The following is an 18,617-nucleotide window of genomic DNA, read 5'->3' on the forward strand; positions in this document are numbered from 1 at the left end:
GAAATGTGCCCATTTCTATATCACAGCTAGGGAGGCGTATCAACCGCAAAACCGGCGCGTTCGCGACCGCGTTTGCCCGTCTACTTTGCAATTGACGGGAAACACGCCCTCCTGTATAGTAAACCGCTTGAAAAACCCATTTAATCTTATCATTGAGGAGTGGTTAGAATGCAGAAGCACATTTCAGTGTATGTTCTCGCGGTTATTTTACTCACAGCCGTCTGCGCCGCTGCAGTCGAAACCAAGGACATCAAGTTTGCCATCAAAAATGCGACTCCGGTCGTTTTCAGCCACGAACGTCATCTGCTCAAATATAACAACAACTGCAAGATGTGCCATAACGCCATCTATGACCTGAAGGCACACCGCCATTTCACCATGGCCGAGATGGAGAAGACCAAGTCCTGCGGCGCCTGCCACAGCGGCGTCAAGGCTTTCAGCGTGGCGACCGAAAAGGACTGCGCCAAGTGCCACAAGGGCAAGACCCAGGACAAGGTCTACAAGGTCAAGGGGGTGTCCGACGCGGTGTTCGGCCATACGTTCCATGTTGCCAAGACCGGCGGCGCCTGCAAGAGTTGCCATGGCGGCAAGATCTTCAGCGGCAAGACCCGGGGCGTCACCATGGCCGAGATGGAAAAAGGAAAAACCTGCGGCGCCTGCCACAACGGCACCAAAGCCTTCACCGTCGCCGGCAACTGCAACCGCTGCCACAAGGGGCTGAAACCCCGGGAAGTCACCTTTACGCTCAAGGGTGCCGCACCGGCGACCTTCAGCCATTCGTTCCATACCCAGGCCTATTCCTGCAAGGAGTGCCACACCAGGACCTTCCCCTACAAGGCGGTTTCCGGCAAGGCCACCATGGCCGACATGGCTCAGGGCAAATCCTGCGGCGTGTGCCATAACGGCAAGGACGCCTTCGCGTCAAGCGGTGACTGCGGCAAGTGCCACAAGGGGATGAAGCCGGGCAAGATCACGTTCAAAACATCCGCAGGTGAGGCTGTATTCAGCCACGAGTTCCATATCCAGGCATTCAAATGCGCGGAGTGCCACACCAAGATTTTCCCCTACAAGGCGGTTACGGGCAAGGCCACCATGGCCGACATGGCCAACGGCAAATCCTGCGGGGCGTGCCACGACGGCAAGGAAGCATTTGCATCCAGCGGCGACTGCGAAAAGTGCCACAAAGGGTTCAAGCCGCGCACCATCACATTCAAAACCGATGCCGGCGATGCCACCTTCAGCCACGACTTCCATGTCCAGGCGTACAAGTGCGCGGACTGCCACACCAAGGTGTTCCCCTACAAGGCGGTTACCGGCAAGGCCACCATGGCCGACATGGAGAAGGGCGCCTCCTGCGGGACCTGCCATAACAAGGACAAGGATGCCTTCTCGGTCAAAGACGACAAATTCTGCGCCAAGTGCCATAAAATGTAACAGCTTTACGCAACTGCAGACGAAATAAGAAGGGCGTCCTTCCCGGTTGGGGAGGACGCCCTTTCTGTATCCGTGCTGTAGCCTCGTTACTCGCTTTTGCGCTGGTCCACCAGGTACTGGCTTTTCTCGGACTCCTTGGCCAGTTTCTTCAGTTCGGCGGCCACCTCGGCCACCTTGGCCACATGCCGGATCTTGTCCGAGTTCATGGGTACGGCGGCGATGGAGATGGAGAGCAGGGGGATCTTCTCCATCTCCCCCTTGCGGTTGGTGCCGTTGTAATACCCCTGCCGCTTGGTGGCCTCGTCGAACAGGTCCAGCACGATCTGGTCGAAATGATCGATGACGGTCTTGCACACCGGTTCCAGCTGGGTCAGGGAGACGATGAAGACGAAATCGTCGCCGCCGATATGCCCGCAGAAACCGCCTCCCGCATCGCGAACGGCGTTGAACATGATGCGGGCCAGCATCCGGAGCACCTCGTCGCCATGGGAGAAGCCGAAGGCGTCGTTGTACGGCTTGAAATGGTTGATATCCACGTGGCAGACCGCTTGAGACTTGCCCATGGCGTCCTCGATGGCCCGCTGGATGGAGGTGTTGCCGGGAAGGCGCGTCAGGGGGTTGTTGTCGAAGATGCGCTTGAGGCGGGAGAAGGAAAGCGCGATACGGCAGAAGAGTTCGCCGAAGTTGAGCGGCAGGAAGACGAAGTCGTCCAGGGGATAGGTCTCCCACGGGATGGAGTCGGAATCCCTGTCCGACACCAGGCCGATGATCGGGATGGTGCTGAAGAAGCTGTCGCTGCGCAGGGCCGTGACGATCGTGGTCCCCGCGTTGCAGTCCGAGGAGAGGTCGATGATCAGCAGGTCGGGCGGGTCGGAATAAAAGGCGCCCAGCACGCTATCGATGTACGACATGCCGGTCGCCTGGTGCCCCCTGCTTTGCAGGCGCAATTGCAACTGGGAGATGAGCTGCGCGTCGGAAGAGACGAGGGCTATCCTAATTGGCAACAGCATCGGCGCCCTGCTGCAGTTCGAGGCTGAAGTTCTTGACCTCCACCAGTTTGTCCTCCAGCGCCTCGACGATGTCGGCAATGATCTGCTCGTTGAGCTTGAGGGTGTCCCAGGCGGCCTGCTGAATCTGCGGCACATAGCTGTCGCCGCTGTCGCCGAAGCCGCTGGCCTTGATCAGCGCGTCGGCGATATGCACCACGGCGGTCTTGATGCGATGATTCCCCGCTGCCGCCACATTGTGGTGGCAGTTGATCGGCTCGCTCAGTTTGTCCGGCAGAAACCAGCTCTTGGCGAGCCACCCCCCCACCTCGGCGTGATCCGTATCGATGATCTCCTGCTCCGCCTCCCGCATGTAGACCCGTTTTTCATCGATGACGCGACGGACCTCCCGCTCGGCTTCGCTGCATTTAAGGCTGATGATGACCTTGCCGATATCGTGCAGCAGTCCGGCGGTGGCGATCTCCTCGCATTCCGGCAGGCCAAGTTTGGTGGCGATCAGGTTGGAGGCCACGCCGACCCCCAGGGAATGCTCCCACAGGCCGACGCTGTTCTTCTCCATGATCTCGAAAATGGATGAGGAAAGAGCCAGGCTTTTGACCACGTTGACCCCCAGGAGGATCATGGCGTTGGAGATGGTGGAAACCCGGTAGAAACCGTAGGAGGGGGAGTTGGCCAACCTGAGGATGCGTGCGGAAAGCACCTGGTCCGAGGAGACGATCCTGGCCATCTCCTGCACCGAGGATTTGTCGTTATCGGACAGGGAGTTCAGTTTATTGATGACACCGGGAAGGGTGGGGAGCGTTTTGGTGTCCATGATGATTTTTTTCAGTTCATTCCGCTTTTCGTCCACCGGATTCTCCCAAGGAACGTTTCAAGTGCTCGGCGTAGATATCGTAGATTCTCGCCATCAGGGGGTCGTGACGAACCTTTTCAAAGCGGTTGTCAAGATCGTGGAGGGTTTCTTCAAGGCTGGGGTCCCCCTCCGCCCAGACGGGGTGCCCCGTAACGTATATGGATTGAATGTTCAGATATTCCAGCCGGGCAATAAGCGAATCCGTCAATTCCGTATCCTTGCCGCAAATGGGGATGCCGTTTGCGGATTCCGTGCGGAATACGTCCCGCGAGAGCACCATGCCTGCTTTGGCAACCATGAGAGGTATTTTCTGCATCGAGGCTGCTGTCCTTGCCTGGTAATGAGTAGCTAAATAGTTGTTAATAAATCGAGATTAAGCATAATAGCTAAAAAAGGTCGTAACGTCAATCTGTTCATCGGCTGGACAGGCGAGTATCCCGTGCGGTTTTTTCGGACCGACCGTGCGGGGCGCTGAGGGAATAATACCAGACAAATCCACGAAGTTCGAGTGTTAACTCAAAAAAATGCCGGTATCGACGGCTATCGTGCCTGGGCGGCAACCTTGTGTTTGCCCACCCATACGACGCCGGTGCCGGTTTGCATGACGATCTTGCGCCCCAGGCGCCCGCCCACATCCCAGGCTTTGATCGGTATGGCGTATTCATCCAGCAGTTGATTGGCCAGGATGACGTTGCGGTCGCCGATCATGAATATCTCGTTGCCGGTGCCGGTGCCATTGACGTTTGCCCCACCGAAAATCTTGGCCACGAGATGCTTTTTCACGCACCCGAGAGCCAACATCTTGTGCAGGAGTTTCTCCACGGCGATATTGCCGTACCGGGGGGTTGCCAGCCCCTCGCCGTTCCAGAGCGGCAGCATGAAGTGATTCATACCCCCCACGTGGGTCACGGTGTCCCACAGGCAGACCGAAACGCACGACCCCAGCACGGTGCTGACCTGGTAATCGCGCGCGTCGGCGAAGAGGGTGCCGGGAAACAGAAAATGCCTGTTTGTGGAGTCTTCCTTATTCATCGTTCCTATTTTTCACTGATGTCGTCGAACAAAAACAGGTTGCCCCCTTCGGCAAAGGTGGTGAGGGGGGCGTCGCCGGCAGGGGGAGGGAGCGTGAGCCTGAACAGCGCCCCCTGACCGTAGGTGCTTTCCAGGTCAATGGTCCCCTGCAAGAGATCGGCCAGCGCCTTGACGATGCTGAGTCCCAGCCCTTGTCCCCGGTGGGAGCGGGTCGTGCCGGTTTCAAGCTGGGTGAAGCGGTCGAAGATGCGTTGCTGGTCTTCCCCGGCGATGCCCGCTCCAAAGTCCCGTACCCCGACGACCAGGCTGCCGTCCGGGGCAAGGTTCAGGGAAATCTGGACGCGCCCCCCCTCACGACTGTATTCGACCGCATTGGCCACCAGGTTGGAGAGGATGATCTGCACCTTTTCCGCATCGGTGTCGAACAGCAGGGAGTCTGATTCCGGGGGCGGCTCCAGTTCGATCGCCACGGACTTGCGGGCCGCGTGGTGCCGGAACGCTTCCGCCGCATCCCGTGCCACCGCGGCAACGTTCACCCGGCTCAGGTGGGGGTCGATCTCCCCCGCCTCCAGCTCGGCGGCCATGAAGATGTTGCGGAGCTGGAAATCCAGGTTGGTGGCCTCCGAGCAGATCATGGACGCCAGTGGGGCAACTTCGCCCCCTTCCGGGCCAAGGGCTTCTATCTGCCCCGCCAGCCCGACGATGGCATTGAGCGGATTGTTGATCTCGTTGCGGATGTTGGAGAGGAAATTGCTCTTCAACGCCTCGGATTGTTCCAGCCGCCGGTTCATCTCCACCAGTTTGCGATTTACCACGTTCAGGTCCGAAAAGGTCTTGCGGCTCCGGGCAAAACGGTTGCTCAACTCCTGGATAAGCTCGTCGTCCGTCAGATTCATGGTAGACTCCCCCTCACTGATATCCCAGCCCCGACCCGGCCTCCGCCTCGCCTCCGGTGGCCTCGGCGATGGGCGCCCGGTTCGTTACCCCGAAGACCTCGATGCCCGCCTTTGTCTCCAGGGGACAGACGTTCTCGCAGATGCCGCATCCGTTGCAGATCTCCTCCACGACATACGGCTCCTTGACTTTTCTGCGAACGCCGTCCAGCCCCGGAACCTCCACCTCCCGCGTGCGGATGGCCTTGGACGGGATGGGGCAGTGTTCCTCGCAGACCATGCAATCGATACGTTTGGCGAACGGCAGGCAGTGGTTCTTGTCGAGCACCGCCTTGCCGATCACCTCACGCTGCTTGGTACTCGCCGGCAGTTTGGGGATGGCCCCGGTGGGGCAGACCTGACCGCACAGGGTGCAGTTGTATTCGCAGTATCCCAGGCGCGGGACGACTACCGGCGTATAGATGCCCTCCATGCCGGCCTGCCAGGCGGCCGGGTAGAGGGCGTTCTTCAGGCAGACCTTCATGCATTCGCCGCACCGGACGCATTTGTTCAGAAACTCCTCCTCGTTGCGCACGCCGGGAGGGCGCAACAGGCGCAGGCCCTTTTCGGGCGGGCGGAAGCGCGCCGGGATGGCCAGCAACAAGCCGGTCGCCATGCTCCCCAACAGGACCCGCCGTTCCGGGAGGAGCGGCCCGGCACCCGTGCGCCCAGGGGTGAGGCGGAACGAGATGCGCTGGTGGGGGCAGTGCAGTTGGCACTCCATGCAGAGGATGCACTCCTCCTTGGCCAGCAGGTCCCGGTCAAAGGCGGTCGGGCAGAGTTCGCGGCATGTGCCGCAATCGCCGCACAGGCCGGCTGGGATGCGCTTGAAGAGGGAAAAACGCCCCAGCCACCCCAGCAGGGTGCCCAGGGGACAGAGGTTCCGGCACCAGTTGCGCTCCTCAAACTGCTCCAGGGCGATGATCGCCAGGAGAGCCAGGGCCGAAAAAGCGGCCAGGGGATAAAGGGTCTCGCGGAACGGGAGCAGATAGGTGTGCAGCAGTTCGTAGGCCGGAGCGACGGCGTCGCGCCGTTCGCCCAGCAGGCGGTAGAGTCCGACCCACCCCTCCCGTGCCCCAAGCCCCAGAAGGGGATAGAGAAAGAAGGTCACCCCCCGGAGCAGAATGGCCAGGGGGTCCAGCAGACCGGCCAGATTCAGGTTGAACAGGGCCGCGGCCAGGATCGGCAGCAAAAGCCAATATTTCAGATTCCCCTTGAGGGCGGCGATCGGCCGGCGTGTGCGTTTTTTGGGCGTCACCAGATCGAGGACGGTCCCGAGCGGGCAGATCCAGCCGCAGAAAAAACGCCCCAGAAGGAGCGTTGCCACCACCATCAGCAGGGCCGGCAGCAGGAGCCAGGACCAGGTTTTGGCGGCCAAAAGGTAGCTGAAAAGCACCAGGGGGTCGGCCCGGAAAAAGGCGTTCACCGCGGCGTTGATCTCGTCGTGGCCGCGGTACTCGGTCTGGACGAACAACATAAGGAACAGGGCCAGGAAGGCTAGCTGGCTGATACGGGCGGAGGTCGGTTTCATGTCGTCACCTTGTCGGGGATGAAAAATCTGTGCGGGGAACCGTCTGCGGCGTTGCAGGGGGCGCGCATCGTGTTCGATACATTTCTGCCGGGTGCCCGGTCGTTCCCGGGCGCTTTTCAGAGCCCGGTCATGACCGCCACGTGACGGTAAGCGGATTGCGTTTCGGCGGGCGCTGGTAGCGCAACAGCGGATAGCCGAGCATCATGGCATAGACCGGCAGATGGTCCGCCGGCAGGTCCAACGCCCGTTGCAGCGGTTCCCACCGGGCTGCCGCCATTTGGAAAAAACCGGCCCAGCAGGTGCCGAGGCCGAAGGAGGGGGCGGCGATCTCGAGGTGTGCGAGGGCGATGATGGCGTCGGTCCCGGCCACGAGGGACTCCCGGTGGCCGTATGCCACGACGAGATGGGGTGCCTTGCGACAGACCGGGTCGTTCCCCTTGTCCCACGAGCGGATGATCCCCTCGAAGTTGAAGTAGGCGTTGACCGGCGCGTCGGAAACCATGACGGTCCGCATCCAGTCAACCGCCAGGCCGGTCAAGCGCCGCACCTCGCCGGTGTTGTGGATGACCAGCCAGCGTATGGACTGGCTGTTGCCGCTGGTGGGGGCATAACGCACAATATCCAGGAGCCGTTCTATGGTGCCGCGATCCACCGGGGCGTCCTGGTAATTGCGCACCGATCTTCTCATGCGCAGATAGGCTGCCAAGCGTTCCGGAGTAATCTCGGCCTCGCCGGTTTCGTACGCGGCCGAATCGAGGCGCGCGTCCTCGATCTCCAGCGCGGCGCTCGGGCAGACCGCCACGCAGTGTCCGCAGATGATGCAGCGGGTCGCCCCGTCCGCCACGTAACGCGGCTGCTCTCCCGGGGGAAGCCTGATGATGCCCAGAGGGCAGGCGGTGGCGCACAGGCCGCAGCGGGTGCATTTCTGGCTGTCGACGGCGAGTCTTGACATGATCTGTTCCCTGTGTGGTTTCCCGGGAAGGGCGACGGCCCGGCCCGTCGGGCGTCAGGCCCGCACGACCTTGATCCGCCCCAGGTCCATCTCGCCCAGGCCCCGCTTGTGGGCGGTGGCAATAACCGGGATGTCGGCCGGTTTGAGGCCGAACAGGGTGGTGGCGAAGGCGTCTGCGGCCACGATGTCGGTGGATGCGATCACCTTGTTGAGCACCTTGACGTCGGCCAGGTTCCCCCCCTGCGGCCCATGGGCGGTCAGGATGCGGGTGGCGTCGATGACCGTCAGGTGGCTTTTTACGCGGGCGTTGACATCCGCCAGCGCCACGTCGAGGTTGCGATGGATGTAACCCCGGTTGCCTCCCATGATGCCCATGATGTTCTTGAGGCCCATGGTGACTTTGGAAAGGCCGTGGTGCTTGGCGATCGGCACGTTGATGAAGACATTGGCCGAAAGCACTTCGTCGTACAGCTCCCACTCCTTGAGAAACCGGCCGTTCAGGGGCACCTTTTTGAAACGCTCCTGCTCGATCTGCTTGCACTCCACGTTCCGCATCCCCCTGAGCGCCCCTTCTATACCACTGTTGACGTAGCAGCGCCGCGAATCGTTACAGGTATAATCGAATACCTTGACCTTTTTCGCTCCGGCGGCCAGGCACTCCTCCACCAGGGCCCGCACCACCTGGGGGTGGGTATTGGCGGCGAACTCGGTCGAGCGGTCCCACCCCATGTTGGGCTTGACCACCACCACATCGCCGGCCTTGACGAAGCGCCGCATGCCGCCGACGGCGTTGACCGCCTTGCGGGTTATGGCCCTGTAATCCTTGCCTTCGGCCACCGCCACCACCGACTGCTCCTTTGCCGCCAGGGCTTCCTTGACCAGGCTGGGGGTAAAGAGGGAGGCTGCGGCGGCTGTCTTGAGAAACGCGCGTCTATCCATGGGGAAACTCCTGTTGAATGTATGGTTCATGGTGCGTGGAGAAACATTGTACGCCAGCGCGCACAATTTTCAAGTACGCAAAAGTGGCGATAGTGGGAAAACGCTATGGGGCCTGGAGTGACGCGCCGTCAGCCACGGTGCGGGGAGGGAACGGAATATGGAGGCGCTCTTCCGCCAGGGCCGCTCCACCCAGGAGGCCGGCGTCGTCCCCCAACTCGGTCTTGAGGATGGCAAGCCCGTCGTAAATGTGGGGGAAGCAGCGCTGGGACAGTTCCGCCCGGAGGCCGGGCAGTAGCAGGTCGAAGCTGGCGGCCACGCCGCCACCCACGATGACCGCCTGCAGGTTCAAGGTGTTGGAGAGGCTACCCAGGGCGATGCCGAGCCATCTTCCCGACCGTTCGAAGGCGGTCCGGGCTCCAGCCACTCCCCGGCGCGCCAGGGCTGCCACGGCCTCCGCGCTCGGCTCCGCGGGCGCAGGGGGGAACAGGCCCGCCGGGATCAGCTCGCGGGCTGCACGCACCACGGCGCCCCCCGAGCAGTACTGTTCCAGGCATCCCCGGTTGCCGCAGGGGCAGGGGAGGCCCTGCGGGTCCACGGTGACATGACCGAACTCGGCAGCAAAACCGTTTGCGCCGGTCCAGAGCCTGTTGTCCAGGATCAGCCCGCTCCCCAGGCCGGTCCCGATGGTGACCATCAGGAACGACGCCAGCCCCTTGCCGGCGCCAAAACGCTGTTCGCCCAGGGCGATGACGTTGGCGTCATTGCCGCAGGCGGCCGGAAGGCCGGTGCGCTCTTCCAGAAAGGAGCCCAGATTCAAGCCCTCCAGGGGGCGCATGTTGACCGACGAATGGATCAGGCCATCCCGCCCGATCAGCCCGGGCACCCCGGCACCGATGGCGTGCACCCGTATGCCGCGTCGGGCCGCCTCTTCGCGCAACTCGTCGATGCAGGCCAGGAGGCGGGAGCAGAAACGGTCCCGTCCCGTTTCGATCCCGCTGGGGCTGCGCCGTTGTTCAACGATTGCGCCCGATGCCGCGACCAGGGCGCTGCGCAGGTTGGTTCCACCGATATCGATGCCGATGACGGCCGTTTTCATCCCTTCGCTACTCCAGCCCCGATCGCTTCCGCCAGGCGGTCGTAGGTTTCCAGGAGCCCTTCGGGAATGACGCGCACATCCCCCACGACCGACATGAAGTTGGTGTCGCCATTCCAGCGCGGCACGATATGGACGTGCATATGGTCCTCGATGCCGGCCCCGCCCGCCTTGCCCAGGTTGATGCCCATATTGAAGCCCTGGGGATTGGCAACGGCCTTCAACAGGTTGTGGGCCCGGCGTATGCACTGCATGAGGTCCAGCATCTCCGCATCGGAGAGGTCGTTCATGTCGGACACGTGCCGGGCAGGGGCAGCCATCAGGTGGCCGCCGGAATAGGGGTAGCGATTCATCATGATCAGGGAATGTTCGCTTCGGGCCAGCACCAGCCGTTCCCGATCGGCGTTTTCCTCCCAGGCCTTGCAGAAGATACATCCTTCCTGGGGGGCGGCGTTATTGATATACGTCATCCTCCAGGGAGCCCAGATCCGTTCCATGGCGGTTCCTCCTTTGTGTGCAGTTTCCGGATTGTAGCAGCACAAACGCGCGAGGCAAATCATTAGTTATAAATATAATATTTTTTTATCCGCGTATATTAACTTCTTGACAAATACGGTGTTTTAGGGATATGGTTTTTTTAATTTAAGTAAAAGATATTACTGATATAGCGGGCATTAAACCCCTGTTTTTTTATTGTAACTAAATTCGGAGGGCGGAATGGCGAAAATTACCGGTGCGCTGGAATATCATTCGAGCGGCAGAAAAGGCAAGATTGAGGTTATATCTTCGAAACCATGTTTGACGTCGCGGGACCTGTCGTTGGCATACTCGCCCGGTGTTGCCGAGCCCTGCCTCGAGATCGAAAAAAATCCCGAAGACGCCTACCAGTACACGGCCAAGGGGAACCTGGTGGCCGTTGTCTCCAACGGTACGGCGGTGTTGGGGCTGGGCAATATCGGCGCCCTGGCGGGCAAGCCGGTCATGGAGGGGAAGGGAGTTCTCTTTAAGCGTTTTGCCGATATCGACGTGTTCGACATCGAGTTGAACAGCGAGAACCCGGACGAGATCATCCGCGCCTGCCAACTCCTGGAGCCGACCTTCGGCGGCATCAACCTGGAGGATATCAAGGCCCCCGAGTGTTTCTACATCGAGGAAGAATTGAAGAAGACCATGAATATCCCGGTCTTCCACGACGACCAGCACGGCACCGCCATCATCTCCTCCGCGGCCCTGATCAACGCCCTGGAATTGATCGGCAAGAAGATCGAAGAGATCAGGATCGTGGTGAACGGCGCGGGCGCATCGGCCATCGCCTGCGCCAATCTGGCCATCTCCCTGGGGGTGAAGCGGGAAAACCTGATCATGTGCGACACCAAGGGGGTGATCTACCGGGGGCGCACCGAAGGGATGAACAAGTACAAAGAGCGCTTTGCCGCCGATACGCCGCTGCGTACCCTGGAGGAGGCGGCAAACGGGGCCGATGTGCTCTTCGGGCTTTCCTCCAAGGGGGCGTTTACCCCGGAGATGGTGCGCAAGATGGCCGCCAATCCGATCATCTTCGCCATGGCCAATCCCGACCCCGAGATCACCCCGGAAGATGCCCGTGCGGTGCGGGGCGATGTCCTGATCGCCACCGGGCGTTCCGACTACCCCAACCAGGTCAATAACGTGCTCGGTTTCCCCTTTATCTTCCGCGGCGCCCTGGATGTGCGCGCCACGACCATCAACGAGGAGATGAAAAAGGCCGCCGTCTTCGCCCTGGCGGAACTGGCCCGGGAGGAGTGCCCCGATTCGGTCTGCCGGGCCTACGGCAACGTCAAATTCTCCTTCGGCCGCGACTACATCATCCCCAAGCCGTTCGATCCCCGGGCCCTGCTGCGGGTGGCGCCGGCAATCGCCCGGGCCGCCATGGATTCGGGCGTTGCCCGGCAGCCGATTGCCGACATGGACAAATATGTGGAACAGTTGGAGTCGCTGCAGGGCAAGGCCAAGGAAACCATGCGCCTGATCATCAACAAGGCCAAGAGCGACCCCAAACGGATCGTCTTCCCGGAGGGAGATAACGAGAAGATCCTCCGCGCCACCCAGATCCTGATCGAGGAGGGGATAGCGAAGCCGATCCTCATCGGCAACCGGGACAAGATCAACGCCAAGATGGAGGAATTGGGCCTGGATTTGAACGGCAGCGCGCAGATCATCGACCCGTCCAACTGCGACCAGGCGGATGAATACGCCCAGGAGCTGTTCAGTCTGCGGCAGCGGAAGGGGTTGACCCTCACCGAGGCCCGGCGGATACTGACCCGTAAGTCGCGCACCCACTTCGGCTGCATGATGGTGCGCCAGGGGGATGCGGATACTCTGCTCTCGGGCATCGATACCCATTATCCCGAAACCATCCGGCCGGCCCTGGAGGTGATCGGCAAGCAGCCCGGCCTTTCCAGTGTGCACGGTCTCTATATGATGGTGTTCAAGAAGCGGATCTTCCTTTTGGCCGATACCACGGTCTGTATCGAGCCGACCGCCGAGGAGCTCGCCGAAACCGCCATCCTTGCCGCGGAAAAGGCCCAGATGCTCGATATTGATCCGACGATCGCCATGCTTTCTTTCTCCAACTTCGGATCGGTCCAGCATCCCCAGGCTCTCAAGGTCAAAAAGGCGACGGAGATCGTCAAGGAAAAGGCGCCGGGGCTTGTCATCGATGGCGAGATGCAGTCTGACACCGCCGTGGTTACGGAGATCCTGCAAAAAAGCTTCCCCTTCGCCAACCTGAAGGAGGCGGCCAATATCCTCATCTTCCCGGACCTGAACTCGGGGAATATCTGCTACAAGCTTCTGCACCATCTGGGGGGAGCCGAGGCCATCGGGCCGATCCTGATGGGCATGAAGAAACCGGTTCATGTCCTGCAGCGGGGTGATGACGTGGACGATATCGTGAACATGGCGGCCATTGCCGTGGTGGACGCCCAGATATCCTGAGGCAATTGCGGAATTACCTGCACATGGCGGGGTGTCAAAGAGCTGCGGCATGTCTTTGCGGCGGCGCACGGTCGGGGTAGCTGAGGCATAACTACGTGGTATGTCTTGGCTACCTTGTTTCATCCTCCCATCATGACGTTTATGCAAGGCCCCGACAGGGCTTGGACACAAAAACCACCGGCCATCAGCCGGTGGTTTTTGTGTTTGAATTTAAGGTGCGATGTGATATTTTAACGCAGTTATGGCGATTTATACCTGTAAGCTCGGTGCATCCGACGGCAATGTAGTGTTTCGCGATCTCGAGGCGGACGAGCCGTCTGTATTGCGCAAGAGCCTGGAAGATCAGGGCTTTTTTGTTTTCGAGGTCAAGAAAAAGCCGTTGCAGTTTCTCTTTGAAAAGGGGCTGAAGCGCCGTCGCATCGATAATCGATCGCTTCTGACCCTGAACCAGGAGATGCTCGTCCTGATCAAGGCCGGAATGCCGATCATGCAGGTGCTCGATGCGATTCTGGAACGGCACGAGGCGGGCAAGCTCAACGAGATTCTGCTCCAGGTGCGTGAAGACGTAAAGGGGGGGGCAGCGCTTTCGGCCGCCCTGGACAAACACGGCCAGGCGTTCCCACAGCTGTACATTGCCTCCATCCGCGCCGGAGAGAGGACCGGAGACCTGCTCCGCACGATCCGGCGGTATATCCAATATCTCAAACGGGTTGACGATATTCGCAAGAAGGTCATCGCGGCGCTGTTTTACCCATCCATACTCATTGTTTTCGCATTCATAGCCATCACCTTGCTCCTGCTGTACGTGGTGCCTACCTTCAGCCAGGTCTACGCCGACTCCGGTTCCCAGTTGCCGGCGCCAACCAGGATGCTGATCGGCTTTACCGCGTTTCTCCGGCATTTTGCCCCGGTGGGGGTGCTGTTGGTGATCGGTTCTGTTTACGCGTACCGCACCTGGGTCGCTACGGAGTCCGGGCGCTACACGGTCGATCGCTTCAAACTGACGATCCCGTTGGCGGGCGACGTGTTCACCAAATATTCGGTGGCCGGTTTCACCCGCACCCTGGCGACGGTGCTCGGCAGCGGCATACCGATCATCGAGTCGCTCCGCATGTGCATCGGGACCCTCAATAATCGTTACATGGAAAAGCGTCTCTTCGAAACGGTCAGGTTCATCGAGGAGGGGGGGCGGCTTTCCACCGCTTTGGAGCGGATCAATATCATGCCGCCCCTGGCACTGCGCATGCTGGGGGTGGGAGAGGCGACCGGCGCCTTGGAGGATATGCTGGTTGACATTTCCGACTATCTGGAGGAAGAGTTGGAGGAACGCATGCGTGTCCTCACAACCGCTATTGAACCCGCCATCATGCTTGTTGTCGGCGTGGTGATCGGCATCATCATCGTTGCCATGTACCTGCCGATATTCAAGATCGCAGGCACGGTAGGCTAGGAGCGGCAATGCAGTCGTACCGGCGGAAAAAAATCGGCACGATCCTTATCGAACGCGGTGCGCTCGCAGCGGATCAACTGCCGGTCGTGCTCGATAAATTGACTACCAGCAAGCTGCGTTTCGGAGAGATTTGCCTCCAGGAGGGGCTGATCAGCGACGACGACCTGGCCCATGCCCTGGCCGAGCAGTTCAATCTGGACTACGTCGATCTGGCCAGCTTCAAACCGGATGAGGAGTTGCTCAATTCGCTGCCGCCCGATGCCCTCTACCGTTTCCGCTTTGTGCCGTTGGAAATGACCGAGGACTTCATGGTGGTGGCCGTTGCCGACCCCACGGACGTGGTGAAGCTGGATGAGCTCGAACTCCTGTTCGATCGTCCCCTGCAACTCCGCGTTGCCGCTGAATCTGCCGTCGCAGTCCTTGCCAAGGCGGGAGAGGGGACGCGCCGGGTGCTTCGCGAGGTCTCGGAAGACTTCATGCTGCAGTTGGTCAAGGAGACCGACCGGGGCGAAGAGGTCCTGTCGGTGGAGAGCATCTCCGAAGACACAAGCCCGATCATCAAACTGGTCAACAGCACCATTCTTGACGCCCTTAACCGCCGGGCCAGCGATATTCACATCGAAACCGGCCACGACGGCGTTGAGATAAAGTACCGCATCGACGGCGTCCTCTACCGGGCCAATGACCCCATCGACCTGCATTTCCAGGGGCCGATCATTTCGCGCCTCAAGGTCATGAGCGAACTGGATATCTCCGAGCGGCGCATCCCCCAGGATGGACGCTTCAAGATCCGTTTCAGCGAGAAGTCCATCGATTTCCGCGTTTCCATCATGCCGAGCGCCCTGGGGGAGGATGCGGTTATCCGTATCCTGGACAAGGAGAGCATCGCCAGCGACATGAAAGGACTGTCCCTGGAAAATCTCGGGGTATGCGAACGGGAGATCAAACGGCTGCGCAGAAAGATCCGCGAACCGTACGGCATGGTGCTGGTGACCGGTCCCACCGGTTCGGGCAAGACCACCACCCTGTATGCGGCCCTGACCGAGATCCATACGGGCGAGGACAAGATCATCACTATCGAGGACCCGGTGGAGTACATGCTGCGCGGCGTGCTCCAGATTCCGGTCAACGAGAAGAAGGGGCTCACCTTTGCCAAGGGGCTGCGCTCCATCCTGCGTCACGACCCGGACAAGATCATGGTCGGCGAGATCCGGGATTCGGAAACCGCCCAGATCGCCGTGCAATCCGCGTTGACCGGCCACCTGGTTTTCACCACGGTGCACGCCAACAACGCCTTTGACGTAATCGGCCGTTTCATCCACATGGGGATAGATCCCTACAACTTCGTCTCCTGTCTCAACTGTGTCATGGCGCAGCGCCTGGTGCGGCGGGTCTGCATGAAATGCCGCCGACCGGTGCGGTACACCGACGACGAGTTGCGGGAGGCACGGGTCGACCCGGAGTGCACGCGCAATGCCGTCCTGTACGAGGCGGTGGGGTGCGAGGAGTGCAACGGGACCGGGTACCGGGGACGCACTGCCATTGTGGAACTTCTTGAATTCAATGATGAGATCAGGGACCTGATCATCGCCCGGGTGCCGGCAACCCAACTCAAGCAGGCCGCCCACGCAGCAGGGGTGGTTTTTCTGCGGGAGGCCGCCGTTGAAAAGCTGCTTGCCGGAGAAACGACGCTCAAGGAAGTCAACCGCGTTACTTTTGTGGAATGATGGGGATGGATTGACCACTATGCTGCTTGCCAAAACCTCACTCGGAGCCGAAATAAGCCCAACCGGCGTGGCCTTTGCCCTTTTGGGGGGCACCGCTTCTGCACCGCGCCTGGAGAGGGCCGCCTTTGCGCCTTTGGCGGCTGGCACCGTGCGCAGTTCGTTGCGTGAAGCGAATATTCTCGATCCGCAGGCCTTTGTCGATCGTTTCCAAAGCGCCCACAACCTGCTGCTGCACCGTTCCAAACGCCTTTCCCTCACCCTGCCGGACTCGGTCGGCCGTATCATGCTGCTGGATATGGAAGGGCGCTTCAAAAACCGGGCCGAAGGCCTGGATATGATCCGCTGGAAGCTGAAGAAAAACCTCCCGTTCGACGCCGCCGATGCTCATCTGGATTACCAGGTGCTGAAGATCCGCGAGAACGGCGATATGGCCCTGCTGGTGGCCCTGGTTTCCCGTACGGTCATCGGGCAATACGAGGACGTGCTGGCAACGGCGGGGTTCACGCCGGCACGGATCGATTTCAACAGCTTCAACCTCTATCGGGCCTTTGATCGACGTCTGGGCCTGTTGGACGACTGTATCCTGATCTTTTTCTACAACCACGCCCTCGGCATCATGGCCTATCACAACGACATACCCGAGTTTATCCGGGTGAAAGAGCTTGCCGGCACGCCGGCCGTGGATAACCGCGTGTTCATGGAGATCAATAACTCGCTCTTGGTCTATCGCGAACGTTTTCCCGAACTGAATACGGCCAATGTGTTCTGTTGCGCCCCTCCCGATGCGGCTCACGCCTTCTGCGAGATGGTCGCCGAAGCAGCGGGGGCGGAAGCCGCGCTGCTGGAGACCAAAACCGCCGTAACGCCCGGCGATGAGGCGCCGGGGGACCAGGAATCGCTCTTTCTCTTTTCAGCCGCCATCGGCGCCGCCCTGAGGAGTCTGTGATGCGCTTTACCATCAACCTGGCCACCAGAACCTATGTGGATCAGCGGCTGATAAGCCAGGTCTGTTACGCCGCCCTGGCCCTGTTTGCCATCGTGTTGGCGTGGAATGTGGTGGTTGCATTCAGCAATTACGGGGAGTTGCAGCGTCTGAAAGCGGACATTGCCACCTACGAGGGGCGCCTGAACAGCCGGCCCAAGGACATCCCGGAACGGGATTATACCCGGCTGCTGGCGGATATCACCTTTTTCAACGGCGTGTTGGAACGCAAAGCCTTTAGCTGGCTGGGGCTCCTGGACCAGGTGGAGGATGCCACGCCCGAAGGCGTCGCATTGACGTCCCTGACCCTTGACACGAAAACCGGTGAAATGAAGATCGAAGCCCTGGCGCACTCTTTTGCCAACGTTCGTGCCTCTATGGAGAAATTCGAAGGATCGAGGGCCTTTACCAGAACGCTGCTCTTGTCCCATCACGATGTTTCAATGGGCGAAAAGACCCGCGGCGTTCAATTTTCCCTTTCATGCAGGATGGCGCCGAAATGAACCAGATGATCCTGGAAATAGTCGGCCAGAGGCGGCGTATCCTTGTGGCGCTCCTGGTGCTTTTGCTGCTCAATATCGCCGTGCTTGCGGTTTTAAAGGGGTATCTGGCATCCGGCATCAGCGATGCCCAGACCAAGTGGGACGACCTGCGGCGTCGCGTAGCGGTTGCCGGGCAGAACGACGCTTCGGTGATTTATCGGCGGGGCAAGGCCGACCTTGTGCAGTTGCAGACCCGCATTCCCCGCAAAAACGAGTTTCCCCGGTTATTGGGAGGAATCTTCGACACAGCGGCTTCCGACAGTGTGAAGGTCGTATCGGTCACCTACAAACCCGCATTGGTAAAGGACAATACGGCGCTCCTGTCCTATGATATCTCCCTGTCCGTTGGCGGCCGTTACGCCGCAGTTAAGAATTTTCTGGCTGACATGCAGAAGCAGAGCGAATTGGTCGTCATCAACAACATGGCCATGGCAAACAGTGACCCGTATGAGGAAAACGTCGTTATGAGCCTTCATCTGACGGTGTATCTCCGGGAGGCTCCATGAACCGACAGCGATTGATTCTGTTCATCCTGCTGGTTGCGCTGGCTGTTGCCGTGATCTGGAGTTTCTGGGCCACGCCCCGCCCCAAAGTGGCACCTCCCGTGAAAAACGCTCCCGGCCAGCGCGGCGCCTCCGCCAGGGACGCATCGGGCCGCACCGCGCCGGCACCGGCCCCGCCGAGCGACAGCCGCATCGTGAGGCTGGATCTGCTGGGCCGCGGGCAGGAGGTGTTCAAGGGGTATCGCCGCGATATCTTCAGGCCGATATTTGTCGATGAGCTCAAGAACATGCAAAACAAGGCTGCGGCGCTTAAGCTGGTCAAGCCGCCTCCCTTGCCGCCCCTGCCGCCTCCCCCCCCGCCGCCAAGGATCGTTCCGACCCTGACGCCCGCGGAGGAGCAGGCCCAACAGAACCGGCTCGAATTGGCCCGATTCATTTTCAAGGGGTTTCTCAGCAAGGACCAGCAAAAGACCATTTTTTTATCCAAGGACGGCGCCATATTGCTGGTGAAAAAAGGCGATGTCTTCGAGAAACGGTACCGGGCCGCGTCGATTACCAGCAAGACTTTGACGATTCAGGTTACGGATACCGGTGAAGAGATCATCATACCGCTTATGGAGAACCTTTCACTCAAAGCAGTGCCTTGACGTTTGAACACAGTCCC

Annotated in this window: 18 protein-coding genes; 8 read left to right on the top strand and 10 right to left on the bottom strand. The window is 60.2% G+C overall.

Annotated elements, in window-relative coordinates; all coding sequences use genetic code 11:
* The first annotated feature begins 168 nt into the window (after positions 1–168).
* Entirely contained in the window at positions 169–1,434 is a 1,266-nt protein-coding gene (locus tag F6V30_RS10815; protein ID WP_191965662.1) for a c(7)-type cytochrome triheme domain-containing protein, read from the top strand.
* An 86-nt stretch (positions 1,435–1,520) separates the two neighbouring features.
* On the opposite strand, the gene F6V30_RS10820 is transcribed toward F6V30_RS10815, so the two are convergent.
* From F6V30_RS10820 to F6V30_RS10865, 10 genes are all read right to left on the bottom strand, one after another.
* The gene (locus F6V30_RS10820; protein ID WP_151157002.1) at positions 1,521–2,444 is read right to left on the bottom strand and encodes a diguanylate cyclase; all 924 of its coding nucleotides are present in this window, start codon (positions 2,442–2,444) and stop codon (positions 1,521–1,523) included.
* Positions 2,428–3,291 (bottom strand): HDOD domain-containing protein, encoded by an 864-nt coding sequence (locus tag F6V30_RS10825; protein ID WP_151157003.1) that lies wholly within the window; start codon positions 3,289–3,291, stop codon positions 2,428–2,430. The genes F6V30_RS10820 and F6V30_RS10825 overlap by 17 nt, the downstream gene beginning before the upstream one ends.
* A complete protein-coding gene (locus tag F6V30_RS10830; RefSeq protein ID WP_151157004.1) occupies positions 3,272–3,610 on the bottom strand; it encodes a hypothetical protein in 339 nt (112 codons plus the stop codon). The genes F6V30_RS10825 and F6V30_RS10830 overlap by 20 nt, the downstream gene beginning before the upstream one ends.
* 224 nt (positions 3,611–3,834) lie before the next feature.
* A complete protein-coding gene (locus F6V30_RS10835; protein WP_151157005.1) occupies positions 3,835–4,326 on the bottom strand; it encodes a chemotaxis protein CheD in 492 nt (163 codons plus the stop codon).
* Positions 4,327–4,331: 5 nt separating this feature from the next.
* Positions 4,332–5,222, bottom strand: a complete 891-nt coding sequence (locus tag F6V30_RS10840) for a sensor histidine kinase (protein ID WP_151157006.1) — start codon at positions 5,220–5,222, stop codon at positions 4,332–4,334.
* 13 nt (positions 5,223–5,235) lie between these two features.
* On the bottom strand, positions 5,236–6,789 hold the full coding sequence (locus tag F6V30_RS10845; RefSeq protein ID WP_151157007.1) for a 4Fe-4S binding protein: 1,554 nt from the start codon (positions 6,787–6,789) through the stop codon (positions 5,236–5,238).
* Between the two features lie 127 nt (positions 6,790–6,916).
* Complete coding sequence (locus F6V30_RS10850) at positions 6,917–7,741, bottom strand: nitroreductase family protein (protein WP_151157008.1); 825 nt, start codon at positions 7,739–7,741, stop codon at positions 6,917–6,919.
* A gap of 54 nt (positions 7,742–7,795) precedes the next feature.
* A complete protein-coding gene (locus F6V30_RS10855) occupies positions 7,796–8,680 on the bottom strand; it encodes a DUF362 domain-containing protein (RefSeq protein ID WP_151157009.1) in 885 nt (294 codons plus the stop codon).
* Positions 8,681–8,783: 103 nt separating this feature from the next.
* The gene (locus tag F6V30_RS10860; RefSeq protein ID WP_151157010.1) at positions 8,784–9,776 is read right to left on the bottom strand and encodes an ROK family protein; all 993 of its coding nucleotides are present in this window, start codon (positions 9,774–9,776) and stop codon (positions 8,784–8,786) included.
* Positions 9,773–10,270, bottom strand: coding sequence for an HIT family protein (locus tag F6V30_RS10865; protein WP_151157011.1), 498 nt, complete (start codon positions 10,268–10,270; stop codon positions 9,773–9,775). Before F6V30_RS10865 ends, F6V30_RS10860 begins: the two co-directional genes overlap by 4 nt.
* 220 nt (positions 10,271–10,490) lie before the next feature.
* Here F6V30_RS10865 and F6V30_RS10870 point away from each other — a divergent pair, with 220 nt between their 5' ends.
* The 7 genes from F6V30_RS10870 (at position 10,491) to F6V30_RS10900 (ending at position 18,600) form a co-directional block, all read left to right on the top strand.
* A complete protein-coding gene (locus F6V30_RS10870) occupies positions 10,491–12,749 on the top strand; it encodes an NADP-dependent malic enzyme (RefSeq protein ID WP_151157012.1) in 2,259 nt (752 codons plus the stop codon).
* Between the two features lie 241 nt (positions 12,750–12,990).
* Positions 12,991–14,199 carry a type II secretion system F family protein gene (locus tag F6V30_RS10875; RefSeq protein WP_151157013.1) on the top strand — a complete coding sequence of 403 codons (1,209 nt, stop codon included), beginning with the start codon at positions 12,991–12,993 and terminating at the stop codon, positions 14,197–14,199.
* Between the two features lie 8 nt (positions 14,200–14,207).
* On the top strand, positions 14,208–15,926 hold the full coding sequence (locus tag F6V30_RS10880; RefSeq protein WP_151157014.1) for a GspE/PulE family protein: 1,719 nt from the start codon (positions 14,208–14,210) through the stop codon (positions 15,924–15,926).
* A 19-nt stretch (positions 15,927–15,945) separates the two neighbouring features.
* Entirely contained in the window at positions 15,946–16,872 is a 927-nt protein-coding gene (gene pilM, locus F6V30_RS10885; protein WP_151157015.1) for a type IV pilus biogenesis protein PilM, read from the top strand.
* Positions 16,872–17,411 carry a PilN domain-containing protein gene (locus F6V30_RS10890; RefSeq protein WP_151157016.1) on the top strand — a complete coding sequence of 180 codons (540 nt, stop codon included), beginning with the start codon at positions 16,872–16,874 and terminating at the stop codon, positions 17,409–17,411. Before pilM ends, F6V30_RS10890 begins: the two co-directional genes overlap by 1 nt.
* Positions 17,408–17,956, top strand: coding sequence for a type 4a pilus biogenesis protein PilO (gene pilO, locus F6V30_RS10895; protein ID WP_191965663.1), 549 nt, complete (start codon positions 17,408–17,410; stop codon positions 17,954–17,956). The genes F6V30_RS10890 and pilO overlap by 4 nt, the downstream gene beginning before the upstream one ends.
* Entirely contained in the window at positions 17,953–18,600 is a 648-nt protein-coding gene (locus tag F6V30_RS10900) for a hypothetical protein (RefSeq protein ID WP_151157018.1), read from the top strand. Before pilO ends, F6V30_RS10900 begins: the two co-directional genes overlap by 4 nt.
* The last annotated feature ends 17 nt before the right edge of the window (positions 18,601–18,617 follow it).

Origin of the sequence: Oryzomonas sagensis, from assembly GCF_008802355.1 — a bacterium.
Classification (GTDB): Bacteria; Desulfobacterota; Desulfuromonadia; order Geobacterales; family Pseudopelobacteraceae; genus Oryzomonas; species Oryzomonas sagensis.